The sequence below is a fragment of the Streptomyces specialis genome (assembly GCF_001493375.1).
Lineage (GTDB): Bacteria > Actinomycetota > Actinomycetes > Streptomycetales > Streptomycetaceae > Streptomyces > Streptomyces specialis.
The window spans coordinates 200,622-220,052 of the sequence record NZ_LN929763.1 but is presented as its reverse complement, the minus strand read 5'-3'; the positions used below and the strand labels follow the sequence as shown (position 1 = coordinate 220,052).

The 19,431-nt window shown below is 70.6% G+C and carries 18 protein-coding genes and 2 pseudogenes; 14 read left to right on the top strand and 6 right to left on the bottom strand.

The window, feature by feature from the left end; genetic code table 11:
* Positions 1-78: 78 nt before the first annotated feature.
* The 4 genes and pseudogenes from BN2279_RS04685 to BN2279_RS04665 form a co-directional block, all read right to left on the bottom strand.
* Positions 79-717, bottom strand: a complete 639-nt coding sequence (locus BN2279_RS04685; protein ID WP_059006702.1) for an FMN reductase — start codon at positions 715-717, stop codon at positions 79-81.
* Between the two features lie 38 nt (positions 718-755).
* Positions 756-1,841, bottom strand: a complete 1,086-nt coding sequence (locus tag BN2279_RS04680; RefSeq protein WP_059006771.1) for an LLM class flavin-dependent oxidoreductase — start codon at positions 1,839-1,841, stop codon at positions 756-758.
* A gap of 26 nt (positions 1,842-1,867) precedes the next feature.
* A pseudogene (locus BN2279_RS27145) lies at positions 1,868-2,379 on the bottom strand (YigZ family protein); the annotation flags it as partial.
* A gap of 94 nt (positions 2,380-2,473) precedes the next feature.
* Positions 2,474-2,854 carry a MerR family transcriptional regulator gene (locus tag BN2279_RS04665; RefSeq protein ID WP_059006695.1) on the bottom strand — a complete coding sequence of 127 codons (381 nt, stop codon included), beginning with the start codon at positions 2,852-2,854 and terminating at the stop codon, positions 2,474-2,476.
* A gap of 508 nt (positions 2,855-3,362) precedes the next feature.
* Between BN2279_RS04665 and BN2279_RS04660 the strand changes: the two genes are divergently transcribed.
* From BN2279_RS04660 to BN2279_RS04650, 3 genes are all read left to right on the top strand, one after another.
* Positions 3,363-4,301, top strand: a complete 939-nt coding sequence (locus BN2279_RS04660) for an alpha/beta hydrolase family protein (protein ID WP_059006693.1) — start codon at positions 3,363-3,365, stop codon at positions 4,299-4,301.
* Positions 4,302-4,547: 246 nt separating this feature from the next.
* Entirely contained in the window at positions 4,548-6,056 is a 1,509-nt protein-coding gene (locus tag BN2279_RS04655) for a ricin-type beta-trefoil lectin domain protein (RefSeq protein ID WP_059006692.1), read from the top strand.
* Positions 6,057-6,134: 78 nt separating this feature from the next.
* Positions 6,135-6,548: a CoA-binding protein gene (locus tag BN2279_RS04650; protein WP_059006690.1), complete on the top strand. Its 414-nt coding sequence runs from the start codon at positions 6,135-6,137 to the stop codon at positions 6,546-6,548.
* Between the two features lie 134 nt (positions 6,549-6,682).
* On the opposite strand, the gene BN2279_RS04645 is transcribed toward BN2279_RS04650, so the two are convergent.
* Positions 6,683-7,189: a recombination directionality factor gene (locus BN2279_RS04645; RefSeq protein WP_159037061.1), complete on the bottom strand. Its 507-nt coding sequence runs from the start codon at positions 7,187-7,189 to the stop codon at positions 6,683-6,685.
* A gap of 1,376 nt (positions 7,190-8,565) precedes the next feature.
* Between BN2279_RS04645 and BN2279_RS04640 the strand changes: the two genes are divergently transcribed.
* From BN2279_RS04640 to BN2279_RS04600, 11 genes and pseudogenes are all read left to right on the top strand, one after another.
* A complete protein-coding gene (locus BN2279_RS04640) occupies positions 8,566-9,072 on the top strand; it encodes a CRISPR-associated endoribonuclease Cas6 (RefSeq protein WP_199827630.1) in 507 nt (168 codons plus the stop codon).
* On the top strand, positions 9,065-10,537 hold the full coding sequence (locus BN2279_RS04635) for a nucleoside/nucleotide kinase family protein (RefSeq protein ID WP_159037060.1): 1,473 nt from the start codon (positions 9,065-9,067) through the stop codon (positions 10,535-10,537). Before BN2279_RS04640 ends, BN2279_RS04635 begins: the two co-directional genes overlap by 8 nt.
* Positions 10,534-11,589, top strand: a complete 1,056-nt coding sequence (cas7i, locus tag BN2279_RS04630; RefSeq protein WP_059006683.1) for a type I-B CRISPR-associated protein Cas7/Cst2/DevR — start codon at positions 10,534-10,536, stop codon at positions 11,587-11,589. Before BN2279_RS04635 ends, cas7i begins: the two co-directional genes overlap by 4 nt.
* Before the next feature lie 85 nt (positions 11,590-11,674).
* Positions 11,675-12,331, top strand: coding sequence for a CRISPR-associated protein Cas5 (gene cas5, locus BN2279_RS04625; RefSeq protein WP_059006682.1), 657 nt, complete (start codon positions 11,675-11,677; stop codon positions 12,329-12,331).
* Positions 12,331-14,769 (top strand): CRISPR-associated helicase Cas3', encoded by a 2,439-nt coding sequence (cas3, locus tag BN2279_RS04620; protein ID WP_324612813.1) that lies wholly within the window; start codon positions 12,331-12,333, stop codon positions 14,767-14,769. The genes cas5 and cas3 overlap by 1 nt, the downstream gene beginning before the upstream one ends.
* Positions 14,766-15,263 (top strand): CRISPR-associated protein Cas4, encoded by a 498-nt coding sequence (locus tag BN2279_RS04615; RefSeq protein WP_059006680.1) that lies wholly within the window; start codon positions 14,766-14,768, stop codon positions 15,261-15,263. The genes cas3 and BN2279_RS04615 overlap by 4 nt, the downstream gene beginning before the upstream one ends.
* Positions 15,264-15,267: 4 nt before the next feature.
* Positions 15,268-16,248, top strand: coding sequence for a CRISPR-associated endonuclease Cas1 (gene cas1 / locus BN2279_RS04610; RefSeq protein ID WP_059006678.1), 981 nt, complete (start codon positions 15,268-15,270; stop codon positions 16,246-16,248).
* 7 nt (positions 16,249-16,255) lie between these two features.
* Entirely contained in the window at positions 16,256-16,972 is a 717-nt protein-coding gene (locus BN2279_RS31370) for a CRISPR-associated endonuclease Cas2 (RefSeq protein WP_407702186.1), read from the top strand.
* Between the two features lie 189 nt (positions 16,973-17,161).
* A complete protein-coding gene (locus BN2279_RS31365; RefSeq protein ID WP_079031843.1) occupies positions 17,162-17,581 on the top strand; it encodes a GntR family transcriptional regulator in 420 nt (139 codons plus the stop codon).
* A 4-nt stretch (positions 17,582-17,585) separates the two neighbouring features.
* A pseudogene (locus BN2279_RS27130) lies at positions 17,586-17,771 on the top strand (HD domain-containing protein); the annotation flags it as partial.
* A 172-nt stretch (positions 17,772-17,943) separates the two neighbouring features.
* Entirely contained in the window at positions 17,944-18,360 is a 417-nt protein-coding gene (locus BN2279_RS04600; RefSeq protein ID WP_059006674.1) for a hypothetical protein, read from the top strand.
* 236 nt (positions 18,361-18,596) lie between these two features.
* Here the strand turns inward: BN2279_RS04600 and BN2279_RS04595 are convergent, their stop codons facing one another.
* Entirely contained in the window at positions 18,597-19,205 is a 609-nt protein-coding gene (locus BN2279_RS04595) for a hypothetical protein (protein WP_059006672.1), read from the bottom strand.
* Positions 19,206-19,431: the final 226 nt, after the last annotated feature.

Here is a 19,431-nt window from a genome sequence, read left to right as displayed (position 1 = left end):
GCGCGGTCGCGCGGTCACGGGCCTCAGTCTGCCACCGGGCACTGACAGCGCGCCCGGTGGCCGGGGACGGGCGCGGGGTCAGTGCGGGCGCAGGGCGGCGAGTTGCTGGGCGAAGGGGACGACGGTCTCCCCGGTGGCGCCGCCGTCCTCGCCCGGGCCGGGGGCCGCCAGCCGCAGCAGGGCGGCGAGTTCGCGTCCGGCGCGGTCCACGCGGGTGGGCAGGGTGTCGGTGAGCGGGTCGCCGTTCCCGCCCCAGTCCTCGGCGGCGGCGAACACGGCGGTGGGGACGACGGTGGCGCGCAGGTGGACGAAGAGCGGGCGCATCGCGTGTTCCAGGGCGAGGGAGTGCCGGGCTGTTCCACCGGTGGCGCCGAGCAGGACCGGGACGCCGGTGAGCGCGTCGGGTTCGATCACGTCGAAGAACGACTTGAACAGCCCGCTGTAGGAGGCGGAGAAGACCGGCGTGACGGCGATGACGCCGTCGGCCCCGGTGACCGTGGCGATGGCCTCGCGCAGGGCGGGGCCGGGGAAGCCGGTGACCATGTTGCCCGCGATGTCCGTGGCCAGCTCCCGCAGTTCGACCACGCTCACGTCCACCGCCGCGCCGGCGTCGCCCAGGTGGCGCCGGGTCGCCTCGGTGAGGCGGTCGGCGAGCAGCCGGGTGGCGGACGGCTTGCTCAGCCCGGCCGTGACCACCGCGAGCCTGTACGTCGTCATCGTTGTCTCTCCGTAACTGTCGTGTCCGGGCGGGGGGTTCAGGCGGCGGGGGCGCCGGCCGCGGCGACGCGGGCGGCGTGGGTCGGGCCGTCGGGCACCTCGGCGGGCCGGTTGGTGGCGAACTCCTTGCGCAGCACCGGGACGACCTCCTCGCCGAGGAGGTCGAGCTGCTCCAGGACGGTCTTCAGGGGCAGCCCGGCGTGGTCCATCAGGAACAACTGCCGCTGGTAGTCGCCGAAGCTGTCGCGGAAGGCGAGGGTCTTCTCGATGACCTCCTGCGGGCTGCCGACAGTGAGCGGCGTCTGGGCGGTGAACTCCTCCAGGGACGGACCGTGGCCGTAGACGGGGGCGTTGTCGAAGTAGGGGCGGAACTCGCGGACGGCGTCCTGGGAGTTCTTGCGCATGAACACCTGGCCGCCGAGCCCGACGATCGCCTGTTCCGCGGTGCCGTGGCCGTAGTGCGCGTACCGCTCGCGGTAGAGGCTGATCAGGCGCTGGAAGTGCTCCTTGGGCCAGAAGATGTTGTTGGCGAAGAAGCCGTCGCCGTAGTAGGCGGCCTGTTCGGCGATCTCCGGGCTGCGGATGGAGCCGTGCCAGACGAACGGGGGCACGCCGTCGAGCGGGCGCGGGGTGGAGGTGAAGCCCTGGAGCGGGGTGCGGAACTTGCCCTCCCAGTCCACGACGTCCTCGCGCCACAGCTTGTGCAGCAGCGCGTAGTTCTCGATGGCCAGCGGGATGCCCTGGCGGATGTCCTGGCCGAACCAGGGGTAGACCGGGCCGGTGTTGCCGCGCCCCATCATGACGTCGACGCGGCCCTCGGCCAGGTGCTGGAGCATCGCGAAGTCCTCGGCGATCTTCACCGGGTCGTTGGTGGTGATCAGCGTCGTGGAGGTGGAGAGGATGAGGCGTTCGGTGCGGGCCGCGATCCAGCCGAGCAGGGTGGTGGGCGAGGAGGGGACGAACGGGGGGTTGTGGTGCTCGCCGGTGGCGAAGACGTCCAGGCCGACCTCCTCCGCCTTGAGCGCGATCGTGACCATGGCCTTGATCCGCTCGTGCTCGCTGGGCGTGGTGCCGGTCGTCGGGTCGGGGGTGACGTCGCCGACCGTGAAGATCCCGAACTGCATGATGTCCACCTCATCTAGTTGACGGTTCAACTATACCCGCCGAACGCCCCTCCCCCACGCCTTATTCCGCCACCGGTCACGCCCGGTGCGGGCCGTCGTACGTCTCGCCGCCCAGCTCCGGCCGTGACCGAGGCCAGTCGGCGCCGGAACCCGTCCACGCCCGCCTCCGGCAGCGCGACCTCGAGGGTGACCCCGGTGTCGCCGTAGGTCACGGCCCGCACCACGTGCCCGGTGGCGCGCGGATCGTTCTCCAGCCGGCCCGCGCGCCCGTGGTCGGCGGTGATCAGCGCGACGCGCAGCCGGCGGCGGGCCACGGTGCCCAGCGCGGCCGGCGCGCCGCGCCGACGGCTCCGCCGTAGGCCCGGATCAGGCCCCCGGCGCCGAGCTTGGTGCCGCCGAAGTACCGGGTGACCACCGCGACCGCGTAGCACACCTCCCGGCGCGGCGGCATCTGGAGCACCGGCACCCCGGCCGTGCCGCCCGGCTCACCGTCGTCACCGCAGCGCTGGACGCCCGCGTCGGCGCCGATGACGTAGGCGTGGCCCGCCTCGGGAAACGGACCACGCGGGTTCAGGGGACGCTCCGCCGCCCTGTCGCCGAAGGATCCTCTTCCGACAGGGACTGGTGCGGGTCTATGCGTCGGCACCCCGCGGGCAGGGGGCGCCGGTGTGCATGTTGGATGAGGCGCCGCTGATGACGGAGTCGAGCCTGTCCCGGGCGTGGGCGAGGTCCGCGATGCGCCGGTCGAGGTGGTCACGCTCGGCGGTCAGGCGCCGGAGGAGTTCGGGGGTGGCCTTGCCGTCGATGACGCAGAGTGTCAGCTCGGCAATGGCCTTGCTGCTCATACCGGCGGCGTACAGCCGGCGGATGAGGTGGACTCGGTCGACGGCATCTTCCGCGTAGTGGCGCTGGCCACTGCCGCTGCGCTCGGCGGTGAGCAGGTTCTGCTCCTCGTAGTAACGCAAGGCTCGGGTGGTGACACCCGTGCGGCGCGCGAGTTCACCGATCCGCATTCCCGCTCGTCCCCTTGATGTGCTGCGCGTCACACGCACTTGCCTTTCACGTCAACGTCAGGTTTTACGGTACTCACGCGCCTGCCAGCGGGCGAAGAGGTCGTCGGCTCCCGTATGGAGGTGAGCTGCACCGACGAACGGAGTGTCCATGAGTGGGGCCCCTGCCCCGTAGATCGCCGTCCCGCCGGCCCGTGAGGCCGGCGACGTATGTGGCCGACGCGGTACGCCGCCACCCCGGCCGGTTCGCCGCCTTCGCGACATCGCCCATGTCCGACCCGCGGGCCGCCGCCGCGGCACGTGCGCGAGCGGTCAGCGATCTGAGCACGTCGGCGCGACGTTCTTCCCGCGCACCGGCGAGACGTTCCTCGACCACGCCGGCTCCCGCCCCGTGTCCCAAGCCGCCGCTCACCTCGATGTGCCGCCGTACCTCCACCGGGCCATGCCGCCCTCGAAAGCTCATCGATGCCGCCTCCCCCGGCCCGCCACCTTCCGAAAGGCAGACACACACATGACCACGCACCCCACGACCGGCCTCTCCGGACCCACCCCCACCGCGACCGTGTCCGTCAAGCCACTCGTACTGAACGCACCGCGGCGCGGTGAGGACCTGCACGTCCGCGTCACCGCCCCCATCACCGGCACCAGCCTGCCCGTCGTGCTGTTCGCCCACGGATTCGGCTCGAACCTGGACGGATACGCCCCGCTGGTCGATCACTGGGCATCCGGCGGCTTCGTCGTGATCCAGGCCACCCATCTGGACTCCAAGCGGCTCGCCCTCCCCGCCGACGACCCTCGCCGACCCCACCTGTGGCGCTACCGCGTACAGGACATGCGGCGCGTCCTCGACGAGATCACCACCCTGGAGGCGGCCGTGCCGGGCCTGTCGGGCCGCGTGGATCGCGGCCGCGTCGTCGCGACCGGGCACTCCTTCGGCGGCCAGACCGCCGGCATCCTGGTGGGCCTGCGCGTGAGGGACCCGCGGACCGGTGCCGTCGAGGACCTGTCCGATGCCCGGGTCATGGCCAGCGTCCAGTTGGCCACCGCCGGCAAGGGCGGCGACGAACTGACTCCCTTCGCCCGCGACCACTTTCCCTGGCTGCGTGATCAGGACTTCTCCCACATCACCGCCCCCGGCCTCGTCGTCGCGGGAGACAAGGACGACCTTCCGCTCTCCACCCGGGGCCCGGCCTGGACGGCCGACCCCTATACCCTCAGCCGCGGCGACAAGAGCCTCCTGACCGTCGTCGGCGGCGAGCACTTCCTCGGCGGCATCTCCGGCTACCGATCGGCGGAGACCACCGACGAGAACCCCGACCGTGTCGCCCTCGTCCAGCAGGTCACCCTCGCCTACCTGCGACACGTCACCGGAATCGACCACACCGACTGGAAGAACGCCCGGACGGTGCTCACGGGCGGCCACCCGCTGGGACGCCTCGAATCCAAGTGACCCCCACCCGCGGCCTCGCACCCCCTGCCGTCTGGTCGATGACCGGAAAGCGTCCGTTCCCCCCTGGCCTCGTCGTCGTCCTCCTCGTCCAGCTCCGGCCCGTCCGGGTCGCGCAGCGCGGTGCGCCTGGTGGAGGGTGCCGCGCGATCGGCCCGGCGGAACGGGTGAGGCGCGGGGGGTTCCCTGTTGTTTGACTCACCGGTAGAAACGGCGGGTAACTCGGTCGACGACGACGGGAGATCGCTCATGCTGCGCAGACGGATGGCGGCCGGACCGGGGCTCGCGGTGGCCGCCGCGCTGACCCTGCTCTTCACCGGGCTGCCGGGGGCGAGCGGGGCCGGAGCGACGCCGGACAGCGGCCTGACCGGCGAGCTGGAGGAGGTCCGCGCCGCCCAGGCCACCGAGCTGTACGGCGACCCGGCCGTGCGGCCCAGGGACGAGCGGCGCACGTCGGTGATCTCCCTGGGCGACAGCGAGATCAGCGGCGAGGGCGCCGGGAACTACGAGCCCGGGACCGACGGCCCGGACAACTGGTGCCACCGCTCCCTCGACGCGGCCATCCACCGCACCGGCATCCCCGTGGACGAGACGTACAACGTGTCGTGCTCCGGCGCCTCGACCGCGAACATCCGGATCGGCGGGCAGGCGCAGTACGCCGACGAGCAGGTGCAGAGCGACAGCCTGGCCGTCGTGGCGCGCAACACGGACGTCGAGACGATCGTGCTGGTCGCCGGGGCCAACGACGACCTTCAGTTCGGGCCGGTGATCACGGACTGCGTGATGGGCTGGTTCCTGTTCTGGCAGGGGCCGTGCGCGCCGAAGTACGACCCCGGATGGCAGGACCGGGTGGACGGGCTGCGCCCGAAGCTGACGGCGACCATCACCGACCTGCGCACCGTCATGACCGACGCCGGGTACGCGGAGGACGACTACGAGCTGGTCGTCATGGGCTACCCCAGCCCGATCGGCCCGGACTTCGAGGACAACCCCCGTTACCCGGGCAAACTGGCCGGCGGCTGCACCGGCTACACCTCGGACGCCGCGTGGGGCCGCGACACCGCCGTGCCCGCCTTCCAGGAGGGCGTGCGGCGGGCGGCGCTCGACGCCGGGGCCACCTATCTGGACGCGTCCCGGCTCTTCCACGGCCACGAGGTCTGCTCCGACAACACCTGGGTCAGCGGCCTGACCGTCAACCTCACCAACCCGTTCCCGCCCGACTCGAACTCGCTGCGCCAGTCCTTCCACCCCAACACGCGCGGCCACGCCGCGTTCGCGTCCTGCCTCACCCAGCTCCACGGCACCGGGCTCGCCGAGGCGTCGTGCGCCGACCCGGCGAGCACCGGCAGCCCGGAGCTGTACCCGTTCGCGTGGGACGACGCGTTCGCGCCGCGCCGGAACGACGGGACCGGGACCTGCCTGGCGGTCACGGGCGACGGCACCCGGAACGGCTCCCCGGTCGGCGGCGCGGCCTGCGACGGCTCCCGGGCCCAGGACTGGTGGCAGGACGAGGAGTTCGGGTCGCTGCACACCGAACTCACCCACGACCGCTGCCTGGACGTCCCGTCCGGCCGCTACCGCGCGGGCCAGGCGGTGCAGTTGTACGACTGCCACGGCGGCGACAACCAGCGGTTCGTCACCGGGAACGGCACCATCTCCCCCGCGGCGGCCCCCGGCCTGTGCGCGACCCTGACCGGCCCGACGGCACGGCTGACGCTCCAGCGCTGCGACGGCTCCCCCGCCCAGCGCTTCGTCTGAGGGAATCCCCGGCCGCCGGAACCGGTTGCCCGTGGTACGACGGTGCGTAACCGTTCTCGTTCCGGCAGGAGGCACGGCATGTACGGCGACCAGGAAACGATCCGGCGGATTCTCACGGAGACCGGGGACACGTGGGCCGTCGTGGGCCTGTCCTCGAACCGGGGACGCGCCGCGTACGGCGTCGCGGCCGTCCTGCAACGGTTCGGCAAGCGCGTGGTCCCGGTCCACCCGAAGGCCGAGACGGTCCACGGCGAGCAGGGCTACGCCTCGCTCGCCGACATCCCGTTCCCGGTCGACGTGGTGGACGTCTTCGTGAACAGCGCCCAGGCCGGCCAGATCGCCGACGAGGCCCGCGCGATCGGCGCCAAGGCGGTCTGGTTCCAACTGGACGTGATCGACGAAGCCGCCTACACCCGCACCCGCGAAGCCGGCCTCGACATGGTGATGAACCGCTGCCCGGCGATCGAACTTAACTCCCTAGGTTACGCGTAGCCGCTGGCCCTGCGTCCATCCGTGAGGGCGGCGGCGAACGGCGCCCCGCCCCCCGGATGGACGCACCTCGACGACCAGCATGGCGTCTGACCAGGGCTTTCTCAGCCATCGCACCGGCCCGCCCTGCGGCCGGATCAGCCCGTCACCGATGGCTCGTCAAGGGTGATGGTGGGCTCCACGTAGTTGACGGGGTAGCCCTCCGGCGTGGTGAACTCCACCGGCCGCAGCCACAACGAAGCACTCACCGGGCCGCCCACTGCGGCGACCGCCTCGCGCAAGGCGGGAACGGCATCCGCGAGAGCCCAGCCACCCGACCGCAGCAGGAACAGCCCCAGATCGGGATCGCCGGCCAGCCGGAAACCCACCGACGTCACCGGCCCCGGCCCCCGCCCGCTGCGGGCCACCGCCTTCCGATCGGGACCCACGACGTCACCCGGGTGACCCGAGACTCCGGCGATCGCCTCCTCCGAAGAACCGCTCAACGGCTCCGTCGTCATACGGCAGACCACCTGGCCCGCACTGTCGACGCGAATACGCACCCTGTCCCAGCCGGTCAACACCACCAGCTCCCCGCCCACCTCCTCGCAGTCGCCCCCGGAAAGCGCGGCTAGGCGATGCGCCAGGGACAGTTCGTCCGTCACGACACTCCACACCCTGCCGGCCACCGGAGAACGCCCCGCACGCAGCGGAACCCGGAACCGCCCCACGACGCGCTCGACCGTCACGAAACCGCAGCTCCAGAGCGACACGACACCACCGTTGACCCCTTCCGACGAACGGTCACGAACGAGCGAAGCCCGCCAGCCCCGCGCCGGAGAGAATCCCCCGAACACCCCGATGCGGCTCCGCCGCGATCCACTGGTTATCCTGCGCATCTCTCTCCACCAGCAAGGACCACGCCCCGGAGCGGCCCACCAGCTCGCGATAGCCTCGCCCGTTCCTGCCACCCAGTTCGACGGAAGGCGCGTTCAGACCACTCAGGCAGCCCCCCAAGGTCATTCACGTCTCCATGGTCCGTCCGGGGACCCAAGAGTCCTCATCGCCCCTACCGGGGGTCACAACCTGGCCGCCGCGGCGTCGACCGCGAGGTGGCTCGAGTCCTCATCGCCCCTACCGGAGGTCACAACCGCCAGATACCGACCGGCCGCAGGGCGTGCCCGTCGTGTCCTCATCGCCCCTACCGGGGATCACAACAGGAGACGTGTGGCCCGCAGTGGGCCGATATCCAGGTCCTCATCACCCCTATCGGGGGTCACAACACGTAGGCGGAGACGTTGCCGTTGGCGTGGGCCTCGACGTCCTCATCGCCCCTACCGGAGTCACGATTTGCGGCTTCACCAGCGCACCTGGGACGGGCCAGCGCGGGAGCGGTACGGGTCCCCCGCCCCGGCGATGCTGCGAGCTCCCGGAGCGTTGCCGGCGAGCTCCGGGAGGCGTTCCCCCTTGGGGGGCGATGAGGCCGTTCCGCTGAGTATGTCTAGCCGGAGCCGAGCCAGTTTGGACCCCGTGCGCCACTGTCTGCCTGCGGCTCCGGAGCGATTTGCTATTGAGAGTAACCCCTTTCAGAGGCATGCCGAAGGGAGCCCTGTCGTGGCTAGCCTCGTGCTATCTGATTTGGCGTTTCACGATGGGCTAGTGCTACTGTCTGCTCCCGCTCGGGTACCTCAAGTGGCGGAACGGGTTGACGAGCTGACTGTGCCAGAGGGCACTGACAGTGCTGTTGACCTGGGCCGATGAGGTGGAGCGGGTGGCTGATCGGGTTGGTGAGGGATGGGATGCCGTGCGGTTACGGGTGATGTTCCATACGAGTGCGCGGGCGCTGAGCTGGGACGATGTGCTGGCTCCGGGGCGTGCTTTGTCTTACGCGCTGCTGGAAGTGGGCGCCCCGGCGTTAGGGACCGTGTTGCACCAGTCGGGGTGGGGACCGCACGGGATGGTGCCGTTCGGGTACGGGGCTCCGGTGTTTCCTACGGCCAGGCGGCAGCGGGGGGTCTACTCCGCCGGCGGGCCTGGGGTCTTGGAGCTGGGGAGTCCTCTGCTGGAGGTCGTGGAGGGGTGGGCGGTGGCGCTGGCACGCATGCCGGTGCTTGCCTGGGGCGCGACGGCGTTCATCGTGGACCGGGTCGAGGTGGTCGAGGCACCGGATTGTTCCTCGGGGCGTGCGCGGTTCCGGACGGCCACCCCCGTGGTGATGAAGTCCTCGGGTCGAGGGAGCGGTGGCTCGGACCCGCCGCGCGGGGAATGGCGGCTGCCCGGCGAGGCGGAGTGGGACGTCTACATGCAGGGCAATCTGCGGCGGAAGGCCGAGACGCTGGGCCTGCCGACGGATGTCGTGCTGGAGAAGGTGAGTTGGGTCGGGCCCAAGCGATCGTTCGCGGTGGGAGGAGCCGGGGGTCCGGGGGGTAAGAAGCCGGGGGCGTGTGTCGAGATCGAGGTGTCGGGTGATCCCCGGACGTTGTCGGCCGTGCATTCGTGGGGGCTGGGGCAGGCGAACGCGGCCGGCATGGGGTGGATCGATGCCTGAATCCGAGGAGGAAACGGTCCCGGCCGGACCCGGAGCGGGCACGTCGGCGGTGGAGGCTCTGGGGACGCCTCTGGTCGTGCTGACTTCCAGTCCGTTACAGCGGGTCGGCGCGTTCGCGCTGGCGTGTCTCGCTGGGGTCACGCACCCGGACGAGCTGGACGCGACGTCGTTCCGGCAGGCGGTCGGTGCGATGACCGCCGATCTGGTGATGACGACGACCGCGGCGAAGCCCACCGACGAGGGCGGGTTCTGGCTGGGTGCCAGCTATGCGTACTGGCCGAACTCGGCGATCAACCCGACGGCCAGGTCCAGGCAGTCACCAGCACAGCGCGAGGAGCTGATCCGGCGGTGGCGGGCCGAACCCGCCGATACCGCCGGGATGCCCGGGGTCCCCTGTACATACTGCGGGCGCGCGGCGTGCGGCTGGTTCGGCAAGGTGGACATTCCGCTGGGCGCGAGCGTGGCGCACCGCAACACCACGGCCCCCGGCCATCAGGGAACCCCGCTGTGCTATCCGTGCCTGGCCGCCCTGTGGGCGTTCCCGTATGCGGCGGCGCTCTTCGGCGGGCGGGCGGCGGTGCTGCACTCCTGGGACGACGCGTTCCTCGCGCAGGTGACACGCGCGGCGGTGGTCAGCACGCGCCGCACGGCACTGCTGGGGTGGGTCAAAGGCCCGAAACCTGGCCCCTACGCACGGGAATTGGCCGTACTGGTCGCTTTGCGTGGCTACGGACGGCCGATCCGGGCGCCGCTGGAGCTGTTGGTCCTGTCGAACTCGAACAAGGACCCTTCCCTGGTCTCGCAGGAGATGAGTCAGCCGGTGGCCGAGTGGCTGAGGTCCACCGCGCGTTCGCAGAACCGGAGCACTTACCGCGTGTTGGCCGCTACGCAGGCCACACCGCAGGTGCCGGGTGAGGCGTTCCTGGCCAAACGGGCCTTCAGCCGTCCGGCGGCCATCCTCCACGCGGCTGTGGGTCACCTGCTGAAGCGGATCACAGCGGAAGTCCTGATTCCACCGGAGGCGCTCACTCTGGCCCCTCTGGTCTACTCCTACTGCCACGAGGTGCTGACCTTGGATGAGAAGGATGTCGAGCGCGTCAGGGATCTGGCGCGGCGGGTGGCCGCACTGCTGAGCCGCGATGACCGGCCGGGCCCGTTCCGCGACTTCATCCGCGCGAACACGCGGGCCGGCGACCTGCACAACTGGTTCCGCTCCAAAGGGGTGGACTGGCTGGTTCTTCCCCGGCCGCAGGACAGCCCGCCGGTGCTGCTGCCGGTACGGGACTACCGGTTGCTGTTCGAGGACGAGCGGTCCCGTGCGTGGCGACGGCTGCTGGTCTTCGCCGTGCTCGAGGCCCTGGGTGAGGCCGGATGGCAGCCCAGGGGGTCTCAGGAAGAACTGCGCGAGTTGCGGGACCTGGCGGACACGGTTTCCGCCGACGACACTGGAGAGGAAGCGGCATGACGTTCCTGGTGGGACAGAGCGTTCTGGAGATCAAGGCCGGGGCGCCGAACAACGGTCGTGGTCAGGACAACCGCGGCGAGGTCAAGAAGTTCACCGTGAGCCGCCAGACGTATCCGTACGTGTCGGCCCAGGCCAGCCGCAGGTGGCTGCGCGACAGCCTGCCCGCCACCGAGACGGCGTCCCCCGTGACGCGCACGGGCGACAACAAGAAGCAGCAGGCGTACACCCAGGGGCGGCCCGATCTGTACCTGGACGACGATCTGTTCGGCTACATGATCGCCGTCAAGTCGGAGGAGAAGAACGCCAAGAAGGGCGAGTCCCAGTCGTTCATGCGTGACACCGTGCTGGCGACCGGAACGCTGGTGGCGGTCGTGCCCAACACTCCGGTCATCGACTTCGGCACGATGAGCCGCGGGATGGGACCCGACGCTCACCCCGTGATCCACGAGCACGAGATGTACACGGCGGATCTCGCCGGGGATCTGCTGATCGACCTGCCGCGGGTGGGTACGTTCGAGGTCGGCGGCAAGGCCACCAAACCGGCCCTGAACCCCTCGGTGGTCGAGGAAGTCCTCGCGAACGGCTGCAGCAGGTACACGCTGCGCAACGTGGAATGCGTGCGGCTTCCTCTGGAGGAGCGCCGCCGCCGCGTGGCTGTCCTGCTGCGGACCATGGCTGTGGTCAAGGGCGGCGCCAAGTGGTCGGCGCACTACGGCGACCGTACTCCTGGGCTGCTGATCCTCGCTCCGGTCAAGGGCGGCACCAACCCGTTCACCAGGGTGGTCCGCGCGCGGGAACGGGCGACGTTCTTCGACGCCGATGTGCTGCGTCAGGAGATCGAGGCATGGAAGGACGAACTCGACGGGCCGGTGCGCATCGGCTGGGCCCCCGGCTTCCTCGGCAGCCAGCGTGAACTCGCCGAGAAGGATCTGGAGGACCTGGTCAAGAGCGAGAAGGTCCTGCTCGGCCATCCCCGCACCGTGCTGAACACGTTGGGAGACGAGTTCGAGGCCGGCCGGCACGACGCCTGGTTCGACGACGAGGCCGCGTAAGCGTACGGCGCCCAGCCGATCATCGCCCCTGACCAGGGGTCAAAACCTGTAGCGCCGGAACCCCCTTGCACGAGGACATCACGCCATGACCGAGGCCCTGGAAGTCGTCGGAAGCGCCCCTGTGGTCAGTTTCCGCAACCCGCTGTACGACGGGCTGCAGATCGGACTGCCGTGCCCACCCCCTTCGACCGTCGGCGGCATGCTGGCCGCAGCGGCGGGTGGCTGGGACCGCATGCCCGCACACACCCGCTTCGCCATGACCTTCCATGCCGCGGGCAGCGGCACGGATCTGGAGACGTACCACCCTCTCGCCGCCCCCGGCAGCAGCACCAACACGACGATCAAGGACCGGGACTTCCTGGCGCATGTCACGTTGACGGTGTGGCTCACCGAGGACACGGATCTGTGGGAGTCCGCCTTGCGCCGTCCGGTGTGGCCGTTGCGGCTGGGTCGCAGTCAGGACCTCCTCACCGTCCGGACTGAACGCGTGTCCCTGGCGGCAGGTCCCGGCCACCAGGGGCACGCCGTGGTCCGGGACGACTTGCCGGGCGCGGCGGGGACACGGATGCGGCTGACGACCGCCGTCTCACCGGGCCGGGATCACCATCGCTGGGACGGCTACCGCTACGCCCCCGACGGCGCGCCGGTTCAGGTCGACGCCGGGCTGAGGACGGCGACAGGACAGGCCGTGGACCTGCTGCCCCCTGTCCATCCGGTCCACCTGACCCGGACCGCCGCGTGATGGACGGCCGCGACAGCGCCATGAAGGATCTGCGTGCCAAGAGCGGCACCGAACCCGGCCGCCCCGGAGAGCTGCTGACCAGCCATTTGCTCAACACTCTTCGTGCACTGCGGACTCTTCACTTACGGATCGGCCCGATTCCCGGAATGCCCCCTGACTTCTGGCAGTTGGCTGCCTGGGCGGCACTTCTCCACGACACCGGGAAATGGCCGCGCGGGTTCCAGAGAATGATCGGGAACACCGCCGAGCCGGCCCGTCCGTGGGGGGAACGCCACGAAGTCCTCTCCCTCGGCTTCATCGACCCGCTCCTGGCGAACCTGTCTCCGCAGCAGCGTCTGTGGATCGCCGGCGCGGTCGCCGGTCACCACCGGCCGTTCACCGCAGGGCTCTCCGGGATGACGAAGCCGACGGTGTTCACCCTTTACGGGGAGGACAGTCCCGAAGACTTCCTGGCCAAGTTCACCCCCGCCGAGCAGTCGCACCTCACCGGTCTGCTGCGGTGGCTGCGGGCCACCGCGAAACAACACGGAATGGCCCACAGTTCCGAACCTCCGGCGGCCGTCGGCGTCGAGGAGGTCATCACCGCGGCGCACCGGATGCTCCAGGAGCTGCGCGACCGTTGGGCGTGGCCCGTCGAGAGCGGTGACGGGCTCACGGCCGTGCTGCTCCTGGGGGCGGTCACCATGGCGGACCACATCTCCTCGGCCCATGGCCTGCTGGACACCGGGCATCCGCTGACCGCCGACTACCCGGCGGGCCTGGCACGACGGCTCGCCGGGAACGGCCACGCGCTGCGTCCGCAGCAGCGGCAGGCAGCCGGGGTCACGGGCCATCTCCTGCTGCGGTCCTGGACAGGGAGTGGCAAGACCGAGGCGGTGCTGCTGTGGGCCTCCACGCAGGTGACGCGCATGTCCGCCGAACTCCCGGCCAATCCCCGCGTCTTCTATCTGCTGCCCTACCTCGCGAGCATCAACGCGATGACCGATCGTCTGCGTGAGGAGCTCGACTCGGAGGGCATCGGCGTCGCGCACTCCAAGGCGGCCTCGTACCACCTCGCTCGTTCCCTCGCCGACGAATGCGACGTCGACGGAGACGAACCGGTCACACAGCAGCAGGCTGCCGCGGCGGACAAGGCGCATTCCCGCGCCGAAGCCACCAGGAATTTCCGCGAGTTGCTGCGCGTCGGCACTCCGTACCAGCTTCTGCGCGGCGCCCTGGCCGGCCCGGTGCACTCCAGCATCCTCACCGACAGCGCGAACTCCGTCTTCGTCCTCGACGAGCTCCACGCCTACGACACCCGCCGCCTGGGCATGATGCTGGCCGCTCTCCAGTTCTGGCACCGGATCGGCGGGCGGGTAGCGGTCATGTCGGCCACCTTGCCCACCGTCCTGGCTACCATGGTCACCGAAGCACTCGACGGCCGCACATCCCTCGTTCAGCCTCCGGGTGATGTGGCCGCGCCCGTACGACACCGGCTGCACACCCGGGAGGCTCACCTCACCGATGCCTCCTCCGTCGAGGAGATCGCACAGGAACTCACCGCCGGCCGCTCGGTCCTCGTCGTCGCCAACAACGTGCGTGACGCCATCACCCTCTACCAGGCACTCGAACCGGTCTGCACCCGCCTGCACGGCGAGGGCTCCGCGCACCTGCTCCACTCCCGCTTCCGCCGCAGGGACCGCAACCGCATCGAGCAGCGCCTCCGGGCCCGTTTCGCCAGCGGCGCCCCTCGCGTTCCGGGTCTTCTCGTCGGAACGCAGGCGATCGAGGTCTCACTGGACATCGACCTGGACCGCTGCCACACGTCCGCCGCCGACCTGGAGGCGCTCATCCAGCGCTTCGGCCGGGTCAACCGGCTGGCCCACCTTCCCCCGTCCCCCGTCATCGTCCACCAGCCCGCCTACACCACCCGCCGGAACGAAGCCGGCACTCTCTGGGCGGACGGCGTCTCCCCGGCCGAACCCACCCGCCAGGGCTGGGACATCCTCACCCGGCACGACGGACAGACCATCGACGAGCCCCTGATCACCGCATGGCTCGACCAGATCTACGCAAGCCCCTGGGGACAGCGATGGGAAGCCCAGGTCCGTGGCTTTCAGGCGGCTTTCCAGCGCGACTTCCTGACCTTCACCGATCCCTTCGAGGACCGCTCCCGACTCACCCAGGCGTTCGACGCCCTGTTCGACGGCACCGAGGCTGTCCTCGATGCGGATCTGGGGGCCTTCACCGAAGCCCTGACCCAAGCCCCTGGCCGGGCGGGCCGTCTCCTGGCCGACGACTTCCTCATCCCCGTCCCGCACTGGGCCGACCGCCTGGTCCGCTGGGACCCCAACGCCAAGGTCCGCGTCATCCGCGGCATCTACGACTCCGAGCTGGGCCTGACCGGAATCCACGGCCCGAGTGGAGACACCAGCTATCAGCCCGGGGAGGTGCTGTGATCGGCCGGGAGGACATCGGTGGTGTCCACATCAAGTATCTGCATCACTGCCGGCGGCAGTTGTGGCTGTACGTGCGGGGTATCCGGCCCGAACACCTCAGCGCCACGGTGCAAAGCGGCGAGGCCGTCCACGACATCTCCTACTCCCGCCACAGCCCCGTCGACCTGGGCGCGGCGCGGCTGGACTTTCTCGACGGGCAGCGGTGGGTGCACGAGGTGAAGTCTTCCTCGCGGCCGACGGATGCCGACCGGGCGCAGGCGTTCCATTACTGTCACCGGCTGCGGCGGCTGGGGGTCGAGGTGCAGGGCGCGGTGCTGCACTACCCGGCGACCCGCCGTACCCACCGTTATCCCTTCACGCCGGAGGCCGCCGCGCGGGCCGAGGAGGACATCACCGCCGCGCTGGCCACCGCGCACGCCCCGGTGTGCCCGCCGAGGCTGCCGCGTAGCGGGTGCCGCGGGTGCAGCTTCGCCGACTACTGCTGGACGGAGTGAACCGTTGCCCGCCGCCACCCGCACCTACTGGCTGACCAGCCCGTGCCGGATCCGCCGCAAGGACCAGTCCCTGGTCATCGAACGCGACGCCGCGCCCAGCGTGCACATCCCCGTCACCGACGTGCGCGACATCGTCGCCTGCGCGGAGACGGACCTGAACACGTCCGTGGTCTCGCTGCTCAACCGGCACCGGATCAGCGTCCACCTGCTGAGCTACTACGGCGACTACGCCGGTTCGCTGCTGACCGCCGACACCAGCACCTCCGGACAGACCGTGCTGGCCCAGGCCGCACTGGCCCGGGACCCGCAGGCGGGTATGGGCATCGCGCGCGGCATCGTCGACGCCTGCGCCTTCAACGTCCGCCGCGTCGTCGACCGCAAACTCCTGGCCCGCCCCTACACCGTCTTGCAGGAGAGCATCCGCGAGGCCGTGTCGCCCTCGCACCTGATGGGGGCGGAGGGCACGTTCCGCCGCTCGGCCTGGGAAGTCATCGACACCAAGCTCCCCGGCTGGCTCCAGCTCGACGGCCGCAGCCGGCGCCCGCCGAAGAACGCCGGGAACGCGTTCATCAGCTACGTCAACGGCATCATCTACGCCCGCGTCCTGACCGCCGTGCGCCTCACCCCCCTGCACAGCGGCATCGCGTTCCTGCACAGCAGCATGGAACGCCAGCGCCACTCCCTGGTCCTGGACCTGGCCGAGATGTTCAAGCCGCTGTTCGCCGAACGGCTCCTGCTGCGCATGGCGGGCCGCAACCAGCTCAAGCACCACCACTTCGACCGCGACACCAACCAGGCCATGCTCAGCGACACCGGCCGCAAACTCCTCGTCCAGACCGTCCGCGACGAACTCGCCGTCACCGTCACCCACCGCGCCCTGGGCCGACCGGTCGCCTACGACGAACTGCTCTACCTCGACGCCCTGGCCCTGACCCGGCACTGCCTGGAAGGCACGCCCTACAAGCCGTTCCGGATCTGGTGGTGACCAGCCCGTGCACGTCATCGTCGTCTACGACACCGCCGCCCAGCGCAACCCCAAGATCCTGCGCACCTGCCGCAAATACCTCCACCACGTCCAGCGCAGCGTCTTCGAAGGCCAGCTCAGCGACGCCCAGCTCCGCCGCTTCCAGGCAGCCGTCGAAACCGTCCTGGACCTCACCTACGACAACGTCCTCGTCTACACCTTCCCACCCGGCACCACCCCCATCCGGTCTCTAATGCACTCGCCGTCAGTGAGCGCTGCGGTTTTATACTACCCCCACCGGCACCACAGGCACACAAGCACTCCCCGACGGCGGCACCGTCAGAGGAGCATAAGAGACAGGCCCCCACGAGCCGGAATCTCAGCGACACACCGGCCCCAACCACACAACCCACGACCCACTGCAACCACCCACCAAAACAGCCACCCCACCACCACTCCCACCAGCAGCTTCACCGTGGGGTCCTCATCGCCCCTACGAGGGGTGACAACACTCCACCGCCCAGCCGCTGGAGTCGATCTCCGCCGAGTCCTCATCGCCCCTACGAGGGGTACCAACGCGGCTGGACGGGGGGCCGTCGTGATGGCCGGCCGGGTCCTCATCGCCCCTACGAGGGGTACCAACTGGACGCCCTGTGGCCCTACTGGGCGCTGCGCGGCGGGTCCTCATCGCCCCTACGAGGGGTACCAACGCGTCGGCGGTGACGCGGTGGGCGACGAGAAGTAGTCCTCATCGCCCCTACGAGGGGTACCAACGACATCTGCGGTGTCCTGGTGTGAGGTGTCCCCGGGGGCCCTCATCGCCCCTACGAGGGGTGACAATGGCAGGGCGTAGGCGCGCGCCCCGTCGGGACCGGCCTGTCTTCATCGCCCTCGCGAATCTCCCTCAAGGCATCCCCGATGATAACCGGAGGGGGTGCGGGGCTCACCATCACGATGCCGCCCCGGCCGCGATCCACGCGGACCATGCTCACCCCGTCATCGCCTCGTAGAACGCGCAGTACAGGGGACCATCCCCGCGGGCGCGGGGGTGGTCCGTGAAAGGAGAGCGGATGCCACAGCCGAGTGTGCGCGGGATCTACCTGCGAGTCGCCGAGATGAACCGGGCCGAGATCGCCCAGGACCCCGGCCTTGTGGAACTGCCGTCCGTCAGCACGCTGATGGAGAGGCACCACGTCTCGCGCACAGCGAGGGCAACCTCTGCGCCCGCTTCGGCCGATCCCGCACCGCCGTGCGGTCCGCCCTGGACAAGCTGGAAGGCGCCGGCCTGCTGGAGCGCTCCCCCGGGAAGCCCCGCGTGGTGCGCGCCCTCCCGCAGCGGCACACGTCCCCGTAGCCGCCTGTCGACCTGGGCTTGCCCCCTGACTGAATCGCTGCTCGCCGGACCACTGCCCCGCCGCTGGGCTCACTGTCTCGGGGGCGCGGAGCGGGCCCGCACGCCGGCGCCTGTCCTCGGCGAGGATGCCGGGTTGCTGGAGGCCGCCGCCGTCCTTCACGACATCGGCGCGGGTCCGTCGGTGCGGAAGGACTGATCCGGCCCCACGGTGTGCACACACCCACGCGCCGAAGACGGAAGACGCACGCCGTTCCGTGCTGCGCACGCCGTCCCGAGCGCCCTGCCCCGCTCCTGGCGCCCGCTGTGAATCTGGGGGTTCAGGCAAGCCACATCCGGTGGTGATCATTGGCGAGGGGGATCCCATGAAGAAGCACACGATGGTGGGCATACCCGCGCTCGCCGCCGCCGCGACGCTGGCGTTCCCGCCGGGCGCGGCCCACGCGGCCGACGGAGATGTGCTCACGGCGACCGCCACCGGTGCGCGCGTCACCGTGAAGGTGGACTGGCACAACGCGACGTCCTTCACGCTGCGCAACGTCGTGCTCTCCGACACCCTCTGTGATGACGACCCGGTGTACTTCTACACCAAGATGTCGGGATTCCAGTGGCAGAGCCACTCGAACAACAGCGGCTGCGGCAGCAACTCCGCTCTGCCGGATCTCCCGGGCAGCGTGTCCGGCGGTGTCCCCAGCATCTGGGTCGTGGTCTGCCGCAACGAGCAGCTCAGCACCGACACCTGCGGCACGTCCGCCAGCTCTGTCAACCCGTACTATCCTTGAGCCTGCCGGAGGAGTCCTGGGGGAGCACACGGGCGACCGGAGCGTGAGGCGGGCCCGGCGCGCAGGCCGGGCCCACGCACCTGGGCGCCCGCGCGGGCTGGCCGAACGCGGCGTGGGCGCCCGGCACGGCGGCGAACGGCGGTGCGCGTCTGGCCGTGGTTCCCTGTGCCGGGCCTTGCGGGCTGGCGTGCCACCTGCCCCCTCCTTCCCCGGGACGGGCGGCCCGCGGTGGGTGGTCATGCCGTCCACTGGTCGGGGTGCTGGTGGCCGCACCGCACGCCGTGGCGTACGGCGGCCAGGGACGTCAACCGCCTCCGGCGGCAGCCCGGCTGGGTGCAGCGGGAGCGCCAGGCCGCGGTGACCGTGCCCGGATACGGGTCGCAAGGTTCCAGCCCGGCCCGGCGCATCTCCTCGGCAGCCGCCTGCGGAGTGACGCGGGGGCGAGGCTTGGGGCGGTGGGCGCAGCGCGTGCCGCGCCGGATCTCGGTCAGGGGGATGTTCCGTTCCCCGCCGGGGCAGCCGGGACGGGCGCACACGATGTGCCAAAGCACGGTGACGTTGCCCGGGTAGGGCTCCAGGTGCCGGAAACCGGCCGCTTTGAGTTCTTTGACGGCCTGGTCGTGAGTGACCGGCGGCCGGGGCGGGCGAGCGCGGTGGCGGCAGCGCCGTTTCCCGGCACGTATCGGGGAGAGGACCACCCGGCGCGGCGCCCCGCACGCGGGGTCCAGGCAACGGACGTTCCACGGCCTGGACGCGCCCGGGAACGGCCCGGCCGGCTCGTAGCCGGCGTTCTTCAGCTCGGCGAGGACGTCCTGGGGGGGGGCGGGGGTGGGGGGGGTACTCATAGTCGCCTTCGGCTGCTCCTGGAAGGGATGTGGGTGAGGGGCCCGCCCGGGATCGCCCCGCCGGGCGGGGCTCCCCTGGATCCCGGGCGGGGGCCTGGAGCCTGTCTCTTATTCTGTCTCTTATACCCCTCTCTCCCTGACAGCGACGCGTTCCGCGCGCGCTGCACTTATACCAACCCACACACCCAATCCAGGACCTCCGTCAGTACGTATGCAGACATACACC